The sequence below is a fragment of the Stakelama portus genome (genome assembly GCF_003171655.1).
GTDB lineage: Bacteria > Pseudomonadota > Alphaproteobacteria > Sphingomonadales > Sphingomonadaceae > Sphingomonas > Sphingomonas portus.
This window is the reverse complement of sequence record NZ_QFZL01000005.1, coordinates 152,337-166,369: the sequence shown is the minus strand read 5'-3', so window position 1 is coordinate 166,369 and position 14,033 is coordinate 152,337. Positions and strand designations below refer to the sequence as shown.

Sequence of the window (14,033 nt, the reverse complement as noted above, 5' to 3'; positions counted from 1 at the left end):
CTTCTGAGACTGCATCCAATGACGTCCAAAGCCGACCCTCCGCCAGTCATTGTCAACGCATGGGGCGCGCGAGGCTTTCGAGAATGCGACACTCGCCTACCCTGTCCGAACGGCAGGAATGAAGAAGCTGCCCAAGCTCGCCATGGAGTGACTGCAAATCTAAGATCTTGCGTTCGACATCCTCGAGATGATCCCGCACGATTTGATCAACATCTTCGCAGGGCTTGTCGTCGTGATCGGAAAGCATGAGCAATTCTTTCACTTGCACCATGTTGAATCCCAAGCCTCTAGCCCTACGCACGAAAGTCAGGGTAGCCAAATGGCTGTCGGAATAATCACGGTAGTTACTATCAGTCCTGTCGGCGACGGGCAGAACACCTTCACGCTCATAATAGCGGATGGTTTCCGCCTTGGTGCCGGTGGCTTTGGCGAGTTCTCCGATACGCATCGCTTGACCTTGTAGTTGCTACAAGGTGCATATGTGCTTGCGACTCGAATGTTGCAAGGAGAGCCGCATGGCCAAGTCCTGCTGCCAGACACCGGAACCCGATACCGCTGCGCACAATGAGCCGCGCTGGCGCCGCGCCCTTTGGATCGCGCTCATCGCGAACGCAGCCATGTTCATAGTCGAAATGGTAACGGGTATCGCTGCCGATTCCCGCTCCCTTCAGGCCGACGCGCTCGATTTCTTCGGCGATGCAGCGAACTATGCGATCAGCCTGGGCGTTGCCGGGATGGCGCTCGCATGGCGGGCGAAAGCTGCTCTGATAAAGGCAGCAACCATGCTCGCCTTCGGTATCTGGGTGATCGGCTACGCCATCTATGGCCTCATAGCAGGTGCCGATCCGGAGCCTTCGACGATGGGAATAGTCGGCACGCTGGCGTTGGCGACCAACGTAATCGTCGCACTTATGCTTTTCCGCTTCCGCGAGGGCGATGCGAACATGCGGTCGGTCTGGATTTGCTCGCGCAACGACGCCATCGGGAACATCGCGGTTCTCGGGGCCGCTCTCGGCGTTTTCGGAACGGGTCAGGCATGGCCCGACCTGCTGGTCGCCTCGATCATGGCCGGACTGGCGTTCTGGGGAAGCATCGAGGTATTCGGGCAGGCGCGGCGGGAGCTGGCCCATGAATAGCAATACTATCAGCAGCAGGAATGCATTCCTCGCAGAAGAATACCGACGCGCAGCGAAGGCCGCGAAGGAGCAGAATTTCGAGGAAGCCTGGCACCATCTCGAGCGCGCCCACGTGGTCGCTCAAGACCGTTTCGGACCGCACTGCGTCGCGCATTTGCGCATGCTGCGGCTTGCCTGGAGAGTAGGAGACTGGCGGGAGGTCTGCGGTCAGATGTTCAGGCTTGCGCTCGCTCCCCTGGGTAACGCTACAGGAAAGCTGCCGGTCGGAAACACCGGCCGTTCCAATGTCAGTGCTTTCACCCGGATGGAAATAGAGCCGGAGATCAGACGTGTGCTAGGTCTACCAACAAATCGAAATGATGGGTGAAAAAGAAACGCGCTAGAGAGGACTATCGCTTTGTGATGACATCACATTTCCTCGTTCAAAATAGTTCTTCCGTAGTGGAGTTCGCGCTGGTATCGGACACGCGATGACTCGGCTCTTCGCCCGCTCCTTCTTGCTGCAGCTGATCACGCTGTGCACCGCATTCGGTGTCCTGTGGACTCCGGTGGCGGAAGCGGCCGAATGCGCGGGAGAGACTCCGGTCGCATCTCAGCTTGAGCAGCATGACGAGCCGGGCAATGACGACACGGGTCCGGAGAAGCACGGTACCTGTGCGCATGGCCATTGCCATCACGCGTCGCAGGCCGTGGGCCAATCGTCAAAACCTGCTGTGCTCGGCAAGGTTGTAGCGGTGCTCCGGGCGGCCGACCAACCCTGGTCCGCTTCTGGCCTGGCAGAACTGGCCACACCCCCTCCTCGAGCCTGACGTTCGCCGCGCGTCGGACCAGTGATCCGACGCCGAACTGAACGTCAGCAGAGGAATAGTCATTCATGTCCGCCATATCGTGGCGAGCAGTCCCCGTCTGGGGACTGATACTCGCCCTGTCCACGGGATCTGCCAGCGCGCAGGCCCAGCGTGTCGTCACGCTCGACGACGCCCTCGAGCTCAGCGGGGTTGCCATTGAGACCGATACCCCCGCCACCAACCCTCGCCTCGTGGGACCCCGCGCGGAATCCGAGGCGGCAGCGGCGCTTGTCGATCAGGCCCGTCTCCGGCCTAATCCCGAAGTGTCCTTCGAGGTCGAGAACCTCGCTGGCAGCGGGGCTTTTTCCGGCCTTCAGGCGACCGAGTATACCCTCTCTGTAGGCCAGCGTCTCGAACTCGGCGGCAAACGTTCCGCCCGTGTCGGTGCGGCTGAAGCCCAGGCGGAACTCGCAGCCCTCAGGGCCGATCTGACCACGGTGGAACTCGGACAATTAGTGCGCGAACGATACCTCAGGGCTGCTGCCGCTGCTGCCCGGGTCGAACTTGCGCAGGATGTGGTCGCGCGCAATGACGAACTGGCGCGCATCGCCGGTGTCCTTGTGGAGGTCGGCCGCGAGCCGCCTCTGCGCGCGCTGAGAGCGGATGCAGCCCTCGCCGAAGCGCGCGCGCATCTGGTCGAGGCCGAGGCGGAGAGCCTGTCGGCCCGGATTGCGCTTGCCGCTCTATGGGCGGGCAGTGAAGCGCCCTTCGTTCCGGCGGATTTTCCGGATATCCTCCCGCCCGCTTCCCTCATGGCCGGGGCGGCCGATAGCCTGACCTACAGGGTTGCGCGTGCCGAGAGCACGGCTGCTGCGGCGGAAATCGAGCGGCAGCGAAGTCTGCGTATTCCCGATCCGACAGTCTCCGCGGGCGTGCGGCGCTTCGGGGAAAGCGGCGATAACGCCTTCCTCGTCGGTGTTTCGATCCCGCTTCCCTTTCGGGATCGCAACCAGGGTAACGTTGCGGCTGCCGAGGCTCGGTTGCGGGCAGCGAACGCTCGCGAAGCCGTAGCCCTCGCGGACTACGAGCAGGCGGTTGCCAGCGCCCGAGCGAAGTATCTTGGTGCCGAAGCGCGCGTCGAGACCCTGTCGCAAACATCGCTCCCGCAGGCGGAGGAGGCGCTACGCCTCGTGAGCATCGGATATCGCAACGGACGTTTCCCCCTGATCGAAGTTCTCGCTGCCGCCGAGGCGCGCGACACGATCCGCGAGGCGCTTATCGCAGCCCGCGAGCAGAGGGGCCTGGCCGCAGCCGAACTGATCGGGCTGGCCGCACAATGAAAGATACATCCATGACACGCAAAAAGCTTGCGATCCTCGTCGGAATCGTAATCGCGATCGGCGCGCTGACGCTGATCTTCTGGCCGACCGCCGAAGTCGACGACCATGCGCAGAAAGAAACGGAGGCGGAGACACCCGAGGGGGTAGTCACGCTGAGCAACGAGCAGATCAGCGAGGCCGGGATACAGGTGGCGGCAGTGCGTTCTGGAGCCGCTGTCGAACTCGTCTTCCCGGCAACGGTCGCGGCACGCCCCACCGCTTCGGCGCGGATCGACGCCCGCGCTTCGGGAGTCGTCCGCTCCGTGGGCAAGACGCTCGGCGACTATGTCTCGCGCGGCGAGATCGTAGCGCGCATCGAGAGCGCGGATGCCGCCGCGCTTGCCTCGCAACTCAGCGCGGCACGGGCCCGGGTGACCGAGCTGTCCTCCGCCTACGAACGCGAACGGCGTTTGTTCGAGGAGAATGTCACGGCCCGTCAGGATCTGGAAGCCGCGCAGGCCAATCTCAGCGTAGCGCGTTCGGAATTGCAACGGGCGCAGGCGGCAGTAGCAGCAGCCGGTGTCAGCGGCGACGGGCGTTCGCTGGCAGTCACCTCACCCCTCGCTGGCAGGATCACCGCGGCACCGATTGTGCTGGGGGCCTTCGTGGATGCCGGCGAAGAACTCTACCGCGTGGTCGATCCCAATGGACTCCAGATCGAGGTGGCACTGCCTTCGGCTGAAGCCTCACGCATCCAACCTGGTGACGAGGCGGTGCTGGTCGTCGGCGATGGCCGCGAAATCGGCGCCCGGGTTCGTTCGGTCACGCCTTCTCTCGATCCGGAAAGCCGCAGTGCCACTGCGGTCCTGTCGTTGTCGCGCGGTGTTCCTGGCCTTCAGCCGGGCGCGTTTCTCCAGGCGCGGATCAGACCTTCGGGTGAGATCGACCGCGACCGCATCGCGGTGCCGGAAGACGCCATCCAGGTGGTCGAGGGGCGCGATGTCGTCTTTGTCCGGACGCAGACCGGGTTCCAGGCCCGCGAGGTCCAAGTCGGAACTCGGTCTGCAGGCATGGTGACGATTCTCTCCGGCCTCCAGGAGGGATGGCGGATCGCTGTCGCCAACGCCTTCCTGCTCAAGGCCGAACTCGGGAAGGAGGGCGCCGAACATGGTCACTGAGACAGGGCTCACACCCGACGTGGGAAGTCACGCCGGTTCGGCCAGCCATCGCCACGGTTTGATCGGGGCCATCCTCGACATCGCCGTGCGGTTCCGCTGGGCGGTCATCGTCCTAACCGTCTTGGCCGCGATCTACGGCGCCATGAACCTTTTGCGCCTGCCGATCGATGCGGTGCCGGACATCACCAACACACAGGTGCAGATCAACACCAGCGTTCCCGCGCTCTCCCCCTCGCAGGTAGAGACGCAGGTGACATTTCCCATCGAGACCGGGCTTGCCGGGATCGAGGGGCTCGAGATGACCCGCTCGATCTCGCGCAACGGCTTCAGCCAGGTCACGGCGATCTTCGAAGAAGGCACCGATATCTACTTCGCACGCAGCCAGGTGAACGAACGGCTCGCCCCGATCGGCGCCTCCCTGCCGGAAGGCGCCGAGCCTACGATGGGGCCGATCTCGACGGGCCTGGGCGAAGTGCTCATGTATACGATCGAATACGAGTATCCGGGAGGTCGCGATGCGCCCAAGGGTGGTCGAACCGGCTGGCAGGCGGACGGGAGCTTCATCACCGAACGCGGCGAGCGCCTCGACACCGAAGTCGCCAAGGCAGCCTATCTTCGCACGGTGCAGGACTGGGTGGTGGCTCCGCTCATGCGCTCCATCGACGGGGTGGCGGGCGTGGACTCGATCGGTGGCTACGAGAAGCAGTTCCTGGTCCAGCCCGATCCTGCTCGTCTGACCGGCTACGGTCTGTCGTTCGACTCCCTGATCGATGCTCTGGAAGCGGCGAACCTCGCCGAAGGCGCAAACTTCGTCGATCGTGCAGGAGAGGCTCTGCTCGTCCGCGTCGATGCGCGGCTTGGGGGCACACAGGACATCGAACAGGCAGTGGTCGCGACCCGCGAGGGCGTTCCTATCCGGATCGGAGATGTCGCCTCGGTTCGCATCGGCGGCGACCTCAGAACCGGCGCTGCCTCGCTCAACGGCGAGGAAGCGGTCGTTGGCACGGTCCTGATGCGCAGCGGCGAGAACAGCCGCACCGTGGCTGCCGCCTCGGCCGAGCGACTGGAAGAAGTCCGCGCCTCGCTCCCTGCCGGAGTGGTCGCCGAGATCGTCTACAACCGCTCGTCGCTGGTCGATGCGACCATCGCCACGGTCGAGAAGAACCTCGTCGAGGGCGCGCTTCTGGTGATCGCAGTCCTGTTCCTGATGCTCGGCAATATCCGGGCAGCGATCATCGCCGCATTGGTCATTCCGATATCCATGCTGATGGCCGCGGTGGGAATGAACAGGCTTGGTGTCTCGGGCAACCTGATGAGCCTCGGGGCACTGGACTTCGGCCTAATCGTCGATGGCGCAGTTATCATCGTCGAGAACAGCGTCGCGCGGCTCGCTGCGAGGCAGCACCGCGAAGGTCGATTGCTCAGCCTCGGCGAACGGCTGACGGAGACACGGCTGGCTGCCCAGGAGATGATCAAGCCGACCGTCTACGGCCAGGCGATCATCCTCTTGGTCTATGCGCCGCTGCTCACCTTCACGGGGGTCGAGGGCAAGACGTTCTCGCCCATGGCCATCACGGTCATGCTGGCACTCGCCTCCGCCTTCGTGCTGTCCCTGACCTTCGTGCCGGCGATGATCGCGGTGCTTCTCAATCGCAAGCTGACCGAGAAGGAGGTCAAGCCCGTTCGGATGGCGAAGGAACGCTATGGCCCGGCGGTGCGCCGCGCCATCGCACGTCCCTGGCCGGTGATCGGGGCGGGCGCCGGGCTCTTCGCCGTAGCGGCTTTCGTGTTCACCTTCCTCGGCAGCGAGTTCACACCGCAGCTGGATGAACGCGACATCGCGGTTCAGTCGCTGCGGATACCGTCGACCTCGCTCGAACGCTCGCTCGCCATGCAGAGACAGGTGGAGGACAGGCTCGAGACCTTCCCACAAGTAGAACTGGTTTTCTCGCGCACCGGCACGGCCGAGGTCGCGAGCGATCCGATGCCGCCGAACGCGTCCGATGCCTACGTCATCCTGAAGCCGCGCGAAGAGTGGCCCGATCCCGACCTGTCGAAGGACGAACTCGTCGCCGAGATGGAGGAATCGCTCAGCGGTCTGGTCGGCAACCTCTACGAGTTCAGCCAACCCATCGAACTGCGCTTCAACGAGCTGATCGCGGGTGTTCGCGGCGACGTAGCGGTCAAGCTCTACGGAGACGACCTCACGGCGCTGACCCGGTCAGCCGGAGAAGTGGCCGGGGTGCTTCGCGGCGTCGAGGGTGCTGCCGACGTCAAGGTCCAGCAGGTCACCGGCTTCCCCACGCTCGACATCGCCTTCGATCGACCGACGATTGCCCGCTATGGTCTGACCGTGGAGGAGGTCGCGCAGTCCGTGGCCATCGCGCTGGGCGGCCGCCCCGCCGGGCTGGTGTTCGAGGGTGACCGCCGGTTCGATGTCGTCGTGCGGCTTGCCGATGCGACCCGGGACGATTTCGATCAGCTCGGCGCTCTGCCCATAGTCCTCGAAAGCGGGGTCACGGTCCCGCTTCGCACGCTGGCGGATTTCCAAGTGGTAGATGGTCTCGCCGAGGTTCGCCGGGAGCAGGGTCGCCGATTGGTGATCGTGTCGGCGAACGTGCGCGAACGCGATCTCGGGTCGTTTGTCGAGGAGGCCCGGGCAGGCGTCTCCGAAAGCGTCGAACTGCCGGCTGCCTCCTACATCGAATGGGGCGGGCAATACCAGAACCTCCAGGCCGCGCAGGCAAGGCTCGCCCTCGTCGTTCCGGTCTGCTTCGCGCTGGTGTTGCTGCTCCTGTTCATGGCGCTCGGCGGATGGGTGCCAGCGCTGGCGGTGTTCAGCGCGATCCCGATGGCACTGGCAGGCGGGGTTTTCGCGCTTGCCTTACGGGGGATGCCGTTCTCGGTGTCCGCCGCCGTGGGTTTCATCGCCCTATCGGGTGTCGCGGTATTGAACGGGCTCGTGATGATGACCGCGATACGCCAGCGGCTCGACAAGGGACTGCCTCTCGATGAGGCGATCACCGATGGCGCATTGGCGAGGTTGCGACCGGTGCTGATGACAGCCTTGGTGGCCTCGCTCGGCTTCGTGCCGATGGCCCTTGCGACCGGCACGGGCGCGGAAGTCCAGCGTCCGCTCGCCACTGTCGTGATCGGCGGATTGATCACCGCAACCGCGCTGACACTCTTCGTCCTTCCTGCCATTGCCCGGCTGGTGCTGCGCGCGAACGGCCAAGATGTCGGATGGCGTGAGAATTGGCGAGCGATGCTCCGGCTCAACCTGACTCGCGCCGAACGCCGCGAATATCCCTCTAGGGAGATCTGAATATATGGCTGACAATCACGATCACGCGCATGGGGTTGCCAAGCTTTTCGGCCTCCCCGTAGAACTGGCCTTCGCACTCCTTTCCGGCATCACGCTGGCGGTGGGGTTTGCGGTAGAGAAGCTGGTGCCCACCGCGCCGCACTGGGTGCCTCTGGCAGGGTATGTCGCCGCCTACTTTTTCGGCGGACTATTCACGCTTCGCGAAGCAGTCGAGAATGCGCTGGCACGCCAGTTCAAGATTGATTCGCTCATGCTCGTCGCGGCGGCGGGGGCGGCGATCCTGGGCGAGTTCGCGGAAGGCGCACTGCTGCTGTTCCTGTTCAGCCTGGGTCATGCGCTGGAAAGTTTCGCCATGGGCCGCGCGAAGCGCGCGATCGACGCGCTGGCCGAACTTGCACCCGAACGCGCGACCGTGCTGCGCGACGGATCGCCGGTCGATGTCGCAGTCGAGGAACTTGTCGTCGGCGACGTCGTGCTGGTCCGTCCCAACGAGCGCCTGCCTGCCGATGGTTTCATCATCAAGGGTCAGTCTGCCATCAATCAGGCACCCGTGACCGGCGAGAGCATTCCGGTCGACAAACGTCCGGTTGAGGATCGTGCCGCAGCGCGCACGGCTGCCGGCGCCGTCGATGCCGTCTCGCGCGCCTTTGCCGGGACCATCAATGGCAGCGGCGCGCTGGAAATCGAGGTAACGCGTAAATCGAACGAAAGCACGCTCAGCAAGGTTGCCGCGCTGGTGGCTGCAGCGGAAACCGAACGCTCCCCCACCCAGCGGATGACCGATAAGTTCGAACGCATATTTGTCCCGCTCGTGCTACTGCTGGCCGCGCTGTTGTTCTGTGCGCCGCTGGTGATCGACGAGCCTTTCAGCGAGAGCTTCTATCGTGCCATGGCCGTACTGGTCGCGGCCAGTCCCTGTGCCCTGGCAATCGCCACGCCAAGCGCCGTGTTGTCCGGCGTCGCCCGCGCAGCACGTGGCGGCGTGCTGGTGAAAGGCGGCGCAGCGCTGGAAGATCTCGGCACGCTAAAGGCCATCGCCTTCGACAAAACCGGCACGCTCACCGAAGGTGAGCCGCGGATAACCGATGTGATCCCGGCTCCGGGAATTGATGAAAATGAGCTGCTGCAAGTCGCCGTGGCAGTCGAGGCGCTGAGCGACCATCCGTTGGCGCAAGCGGTCGTTCGGGATGGGAAAGCGCGTCTGGACGCACCAGCGGATCGTAAAGCCGAGGGTCTGGAAAGCCTGACCGGACGCGGTGTGAAAGCCATGCTCGGCGGTGAGACGGCATGGATCGGCAAGGCGGAGATGTTCGGCGCGGATGGGCTCGAACCGCTCGGCACACCGTCAGCCGATGCCATCGGGACGCTGCGCGATAAGGGGCGCACAACCATGGCCGTGCGCTACGGCGGGCGCGATCTCGGCGTAATCGGGATGATGGATACGCCGCGCGACGGCGCGCAAGAGACGCTGCTGGAACTGCGCAAGCTTGGCATTGAACGGATGCTGATGATCTCGGGCGATCACACCAAGGTCGCGGAGGCTATCGCCGCCGAAGTGGGGCTGGACGAGGCGCGCGGCGACCTGATGCCCGAAGACAAAGTCGCGACTATTGAGGCGCTCAGCCGGGAGGCGAAGGTCGCCATGGTCGGCGACGGAGTGAATGATGCGCCCGCCATGGCGCGCGCTACGGTCGGCATCGCTATGGGTGCCGCCGGGTCCGATGTAGCGCTGGAAACGGCGGACGTCGCACTGATGGCAGACGATCTGCGCCGTCTGCCCTTTGCCGTCGGCCTGTCTCGCAAATCGCGCAGTATCATCCGCCAGAACGTCTATGTCAGCCTGGGCGTTGTCGCTCTGCTGGTTCCTGCGACCATATTCGGCCTTGGGATCGGGCCCGCTGTCGTAATGCATGAAGGATCGACGCTCCTCGTCGTGTTCAATGCGTTGCGACTTCTTCGCTACGATCCATAGTTGAGTTTTTTGCGCTCCGGACAGGCCCGCGTCCCCGCAAGCCAGTAGCAAGCAAGCATCGAACTTAAGAAGATTGTGATGTGACCGCGCCTGTTGCGATTTATCCCGCAATTTCCGATTTTTAAGGATTGCAGGATAAATCGCAAAAACCTTGAAAACTGCCAGCAACCAAGCGGTCAGGCCAGGATCCCTTGCTTGGATCGATGCGAACATATGGGTCGGCCTCGATCGGGCTTATCCAGGCCTCGATCCGTTTGCGATGGTCCCGGCGTAAGACCTCAAGCCCCGTACGCTTCTGCCATCCCGAAATTCAGATCCAGATCGCCCGATTGGACTGTTCGCCTTCATTTAAGCCGCGTCGCTATCCAGGCCTGTACCTCGTCTTCCGCCCAGGCGACCGCATAGCCACCCAGTTGAACGGGCTTCGGAAACTTGCCCTCGGCCATCCAACGGTAGATCGTCGAACGGCCAAGCCCGACGCGGTGCTGAACCTCGGGCAAGCGGATGAGCCGCGTCACACGCCGGGTCTCGGTTGCTCCCTTGTCGATCTCCTCACCCACGATGACCTCCTTCTGCACCGGCGAAGACTTCGCCGAGTAGCGCGTCCTTGCGCTCGAGCTCATCGATGTGGTCGGAAAGCAGCCGTGCGACGCGATGCGCGGTGCCCTTGGCCCAGCGCGGCTTCACGTCGTGAACCTGGTTACCCAAGACACGCTCGAGCGCTGAAGGCAGTTCACCGGAAAAGTCCTCGAAGAACTGCGCGAGGTCCGATTGCAGCCACGCAATCGCGTGATCACCGCTACTGACGAGGAAGAGGAGCAGGTGCGCATGAGGAGCGACGCCGCTCGCGGCAAGAATGCGCAAGGCTTCTCCGAGGCTGGCCGAGCGCTCGCCGGCAAGGATGCGGCGCAAAGCGTCCTTATGGATCTGCGTATCGCGCGCGATGTCGCAGCGGGCGCGGCCGCTGGCTTCGACGGCAGCCAAAAGCAGCCGGGCGAGGTCGGCGCGAACCTGTTGTTCGGCAAAGAGCGCCATGTTGGTCATCGACGAATCCTTTTCTCCAGAGGTGGTCGACTCACCGGCTAACCGCGAAGGAAGCCTGTAGGAAAAAGAAAAGAACATCTAGAGAACATGGAGGAAGGAACGAATCAGCTTCCTTCAGTGATTCGCGCAAATTCCGGTCGCGTTCACGCGCATCGCGGCACGCTTCGCGCCAAAGCCGGCACAGTCGGCGCTGATCCGCGATCAACCTGCGCGAATCCCGTCCATCGCACCACCCGATGTCACTTTTCGCTTGGTCGGCAGCCCCAAAATCCAGTTCCCGATTTCCTACAGGCGCATGTTCTTTTTATGTTCTCTTTCGATTCGAATCAATGGAGCACAAGTCGAGATGACCTGCCTCAATCGTCTGACCGCGCTAGCGGTCGCCTGTCTGGGGATGATCGCGACCTCCTCACAGCAAGTTTGCGCCCAGGATTTCACCTTGTTCGAGCACGCGATCGTTCCGCCGAAGACGGACCAGCAGCCGGCAAGGGAATATCTTCCTGCAATCTACCAAGCCGAGCCAGCAAACGTATCCTACCGGGAAGGCTTGTATATGGCGGCGATAGCCGAGGCTGAACGCCGTTACGGGCTTCCGACCAACCTGCTTCGTGCTCTTATCTGGGCTGAGTCCCGCTTCAATCCGATGGCTGTTAGTCCAGCCGGTGCTGCCGGGCTGGCTCAGCTTATGCCGGCCACGGCGAGAGAACTGGGCGTCCGGAACCGCCATGACCCTCTTGCATCGATCGACGGTGGCGCCAGGTACCTTCGCGATATGTTGGACCGGTTCGACGCAGTCCACCTGGCCTTGGCTGCTTACAATGCTGGCCCAGGTGCCGTCTCCCGATCACGCGGCATTCCCAACAATGGTGAAACGCCGCAATATGTCCGGTCTGTGTTGGGACGTTGGCAAGCAATTGGTACGTACAATTGACGAAACTACCTGATTTCCGGCTATCGTCTGAAATCATATGTCGGAATGAAGACGGACAACGCCAGTGAATGAGACCCCCGGTGAGCCGTTCGATTTTCGCAAGGCGTTGAAGGCAAAGAAGCGCCGGAAACCGAGAAAGGAGATCGCGTTGGGTTTGGGAGCATTCGCGATCGTATTTGCTGGAGGGTTGCTGGCACTCAACTGGCCAGTCCATGATGCCAGCCTTGCTAACGACGATCAGCAGCCTCAGGCATTATTCCAGCAAGCAAGCTTCCCACAATTCGACATCTGCGGATCCATCCGGCGCACATGCGTCGTGGATGGAGATACTTTCTGGCTTGATGGCGTGAAGATCCGGATTGCCGACATCGACACTCCCGAGATCAGCGAGCCTCGTTGCGACTATGAATACCAGCTCGGCATGCGCGCGACGCACCGCCTTGTCGAATTGCTGAATGGCGGGCCCTTTGAACTGAGGACCGTCGGTAGCAGAGACGAGGATCAGTACGGTCGCAAATTGCGGGTTGTAACGCGCGGCGGCCGCTCGCTTGGCGATCAGCTGGTCAGCGAAGGCCTGGCGCGAACCTGGACCGGGAGACGTGAACCATGGTGCTGAACCGCGATCAGGAATTGTGGGCCGTCGCACTCTGGGTCGAAAAGAACCATGGCGACGAGGGAACCGCTTATATCGCGCAGCAAATCCAGCGGCTATCCAACGAAGGGGACGAGGCAGGCATTGCAACGTGGAAAACTGTTGCTGAGCGCTTCAATCAGCTTAGCTGCCAAAGCTCCTCGAACTGAGGCTCGGCACGATGAGGAAGTGGCTTCGAAATTGGGCCGTCCGATTCGAATTCGCCTTGCTGGCATCAGTAACTCTGTTGGGGCTGGTACTCGCGGTGCGTACGGTCATCGAGTGGTTGAAAACATGTTGCTCTTTCTAAGGAATTTGCGCTGTATGGCAGCGATGAGGCCGGGGGGCACATGAAGCGCGAATTTGAGATACTAGGCAAGAGCATCACCTTTAGCGACAAACAACTCGAGTTTGTCAGGATACGCAGCCTATTTGAGAAGCTGAAAGAGGATATGCTGATCGACGTTGAACTCGATCTAGAAGCAGCGATTTCAGATTTTTCAGAGCTCCCAACACATCTAGCCAGGGCAGTCGCTGATTGCCTCTCCGAAACCACCGACCTGAGTGTGCAAACGCTTTGCAGCTACGACATTTACGATATCGACGAGGAATCGTTTCAAGATCGATTGATCGAACAAGCAAAGAAGCTCGATCTGTTTGCTCCGATCCAAGCGATTGGAGTTGCTGCTGATGACATCGAAGAGATTGAAGGCGGCGGAGGGATCGGACTGATAGGCGGAGGGTTTGGCGCGGAGGGCGCCCTGCGAGGCATGGCCATAGCTGGTGCCGTAAACCTACTTACAGGTGTACTTTCGAGCGCAGCAGCGGCGGGCCAACGAAGCGCTGCGAGACAATCAGCGGCCGCGGACTTGAGAAAACCCGGCAATCTTGGAAAAATCATCGATGCATTCGAGCAGCTAGTTGACCAAGGTCTATGGCTGACTGCGAGACTTGTCGCGTCTCGCAAATCTGACGCGCTTGAATTCCCCTCAGAAGATGACGTGAGGCAAGCGCGTGCCCTTCTGTCCAATCTTTCCAAGGGGCGCGTCCCGGAAGCCAAGAGAGAAGATGTTATGGCTTCGGCGCTGGAGAAGAACCCGTACGATCCAGCCGGCCACGTGCTCCTACACGGCGCATTTGGTGGCAATGAAATGTGCGAGGAGTTCTCCGATTTTCTCGGGATCGATTATCGGGAACACGCGAGCAAGGACAACGTCAAAGGAGCAATTGGAAATACGGGAAGCTCACTCACATACTGGTTTGACGACTTGCTAGAAGTCTTCGCGCGCTTCTCGACCAAGGATTTACACATCAGCCCACATATCCCCGCAAGGAAGCTTTCAGGGGCGAAAAAGGAATATCTGAAGGAGGGTGTTCCACCTCCCGAGGGACATGCTGAATTCAGGCTTGCAGAAATAGGTGAACCCGTCGCTCTCATCGACACTTCTCTCTTCGGGGGAGGCGGGACAGGCATCTCCTTCACGACCAAAGGATTTGCGTGGAAGGAACAATTCGAGGAAGCGAAGGGAGTATCTTGGTCTGCACTGCGTGCCTTGGAAGGCAACCTAGATCGCACCATATTTGGCGTTCGATTATTCGGGAGCGAAATCCAATTGTCAGGTGTCAGCCTCTCCAAAGCTGACTTCGAAGGGATGGTCGGTGCTCTCGCAAGCGCTTTAGAGAAGAGAGGTTGGGCAACGTAGATTGGC

The 14,033-nt window shown here is 61.8% G+C and carries 13 protein-coding genes; 10 read left to right on the top strand and 3 right to left on the bottom strand.

The genetic code is table 11. From position 1 onward, the window contains the following. Positions 1 to 52: 52 nt before the first annotated feature. Positions 53 to 448 carry a MerR family transcriptional regulator gene (locus DKB74_RS14880; RefSeq protein ID WP_109808969.1) on the bottom strand — a complete coding sequence of 132 codons (396 nt, stop codon included), beginning with the start codon at positions 446 to 448 and terminating at the stop codon, positions 53 to 55. Positions 449 to 515: 67 nt separating this feature from the next. Between DKB74_RS14880 and DKB74_RS14875 the strand changes: the two genes are divergently transcribed. The 6 genes from DKB74_RS14875 (at position 516) to DKB74_RS14845 (ending at position 9,718) form a co-directional block, all read left to right on the top strand. After that, on the top strand, positions 516 to 1,136 hold the full coding sequence (locus tag DKB74_RS14875; protein WP_109808968.1) for a cation efflux transmembrane domain-containing protein: 621 nt from the start codon (positions 516 to 518) through the stop codon (positions 1,134 to 1,136). Beyond that, positions 1,129 to 1,503: a DUF3703 domain-containing protein gene (locus DKB74_RS14870; protein ID WP_109808967.1), complete on the top strand. Its 375-nt coding sequence runs from the start codon at positions 1,129 to 1,131 to the stop codon at positions 1,501 to 1,503. Before DKB74_RS14875 ends, DKB74_RS14870 begins: the two co-directional genes overlap by 8 nt. Before the next feature lie 507 nt (positions 1,504 to 2,010). Next, positions 2,011 to 3,264 (top strand): TolC family protein, encoded by a 1,254-nt coding sequence (locus DKB74_RS14860; protein WP_109808965.1) that lies wholly within the window; start codon positions 2,011 to 2,013, stop codon positions 3,262 to 3,264. An 11-nt stretch (positions 3,265 to 3,275) separates the two neighbouring features. Continuing rightward, complete coding sequence (locus DKB74_RS14855) at positions 3,276 to 4,421, top strand: efflux RND transporter periplasmic adaptor subunit (RefSeq protein ID WP_061921337.1); 1,146 nt, start codon at positions 3,276 to 3,278, stop codon at positions 4,419 to 4,421. 58 nt (positions 4,422 to 4,479) lie between these two features. Beyond that, a complete protein-coding gene (locus tag DKB74_RS14850) occupies positions 4,480 to 7,746 on the top strand; it encodes an efflux RND transporter permease subunit (RefSeq protein WP_145961024.1) in 3,267 nt (1,088 codons plus the stop codon). Between the two features lie 4 nt (positions 7,747 to 7,750). After that, positions 7,751 to 9,718, top strand: a complete 1,968-nt coding sequence (locus DKB74_RS14845) for a heavy metal translocating P-type ATPase (protein WP_109808963.1) — start codon at positions 7,751 to 7,753, stop codon at positions 9,716 to 9,718. 344 nt (positions 9,719 to 10,062) lie between these two features. Here DKB74_RS14845 and DKB74_RS14840 read toward each other — a convergent pair whose 3' ends face one another. Beyond that, positions 10,063 to 10,278 (bottom strand): helix-turn-helix transcriptional regulator, encoded by a 216-nt coding sequence (locus DKB74_RS14840; protein ID WP_061927473.1) that lies wholly within the window; start codon positions 10,276 to 10,278, stop codon positions 10,063 to 10,065. Continuing rightward, positions 10,271 to 10,762: a hypothetical protein gene (locus tag DKB74_RS14835; protein WP_109808962.1), complete on the bottom strand. Its 492-nt coding sequence runs from the start codon at positions 10,760 to 10,762 to the stop codon at positions 10,271 to 10,273. Before DKB74_RS14835 ends, DKB74_RS14840 begins: the two co-directional genes overlap by 8 nt. Before the next feature lie 346 nt (positions 10,763 to 11,108). On the opposite strand from DKB74_RS14835, the gene DKB74_RS14830 reads away from it, so the two are divergent. The 4 genes from DKB74_RS14830 to DKB74_RS14815 all read left to right on the top strand — a co-directional run bounded on the left by DKB74_RS14830 (position 11,109) and on the right by DKB74_RS14815 (position 14,027). Then, positions 11,109 to 11,693 carry a lytic transglycosylase domain-containing protein gene (locus DKB74_RS14830; RefSeq protein ID WP_109809032.1) on the top strand — a complete coding sequence of 195 codons (585 nt, stop codon included), beginning with the start codon at positions 11,109 to 11,111 and terminating at the stop codon, positions 11,691 to 11,693. Positions 11,694 to 11,757: 64 nt separating this feature from the next. Further along, positions 11,758 to 12,309, top strand: a complete 552-nt coding sequence (locus DKB74_RS19035) for a thermonuclease family protein (protein WP_239987541.1) — start codon at positions 11,758 to 11,760, stop codon at positions 12,307 to 12,309. After that, positions 12,300 to 12,494: a DUF6961 family protein gene (locus tag DKB74_RS14820; protein ID WP_109808961.1), complete on the top strand. Its 195-nt coding sequence runs from the start codon at positions 12,300 to 12,302 to the stop codon at positions 12,492 to 12,494. The genes DKB74_RS19035 and DKB74_RS14820 overlap by 10 nt, the downstream gene beginning before the upstream one ends. A gap of 180 nt (positions 12,495 to 12,674) precedes the next feature. Next, a complete protein-coding gene (locus DKB74_RS14815; RefSeq protein WP_109808960.1) occupies positions 12,675 to 14,027 on the top strand; it encodes a hypothetical protein in 1,353 nt (450 codons plus the stop codon). Positions 14,028 to 14,033 lie beyond the last annotated feature (6 nt).

Excerpts from the sequence above, each read along its gene's own strand:
- DKB74_RS14860 (WP_109808965.1), top strand. The coding sequence starts at position 2,011 with ATGTCCGCCATATCGTGGCGAGCAGTCCCCGTCTGGGGACTGATACTC.
- DKB74_RS14830 (WP_109809032.1), top strand. The coding sequence starts at position 11,109 with ATGACCTGCCTCAATCGTCTGACCGCGCTAGCGGTCGCCTGTCTGGGG.
- DKB74_RS14845 (WP_109808963.1), top strand. The coding sequence starts at position 7,751 with ATGGCTGACAATCACGATCACGCGCATGGGGTTGCCAAGCTTTTCGGC.
- DKB74_RS14835 (WP_109808962.1), bottom strand. The coding sequence starts at position 10,762 with ATGACCAACATGGCGCTCTTTGCCGAACAACAGGTTCGCGCCGACCTC.
- DKB74_RS14870 (WP_109808967.1), top strand. The coding sequence starts at position 1,129 with ATGAATAGCAATACTATCAGCAGCAGGAATGCATTCCTCGCAGAAGAA.
- DKB74_RS14855 (WP_061921337.1), top strand. The coding sequence starts at position 3,276 with ATGACACGCAAAAAGCTTGCGATCCTCGTCGGAATCGTAATCGCGATC.
- DKB74_RS14815 (WP_109808960.1), top strand. The coding sequence starts at position 12,675 with ATGAAGCGCGAATTTGAGATACTAGGCAAGAGCATCACCTTTAGCGAC.
- DKB74_RS14820 (WP_109808961.1), top strand. The coding sequence starts at position 12,300 with ATGGTGCTGAACCGCGATCAGGAATTGTGGGCCGTCGCACTCTGGGTC.
- DKB74_RS14875 (WP_109808968.1), top strand. The coding sequence starts at position 516 with ATGGCCAAGTCCTGCTGCCAGACACCGGAACCCGATACCGCTGCGCAC.
- DKB74_RS14880 (WP_109808969.1), bottom strand. The coding sequence starts at position 448 with ATGCGTATCGGAGAACTCGCCAAAGCCACCGGCACCAAGGCGGAAACC.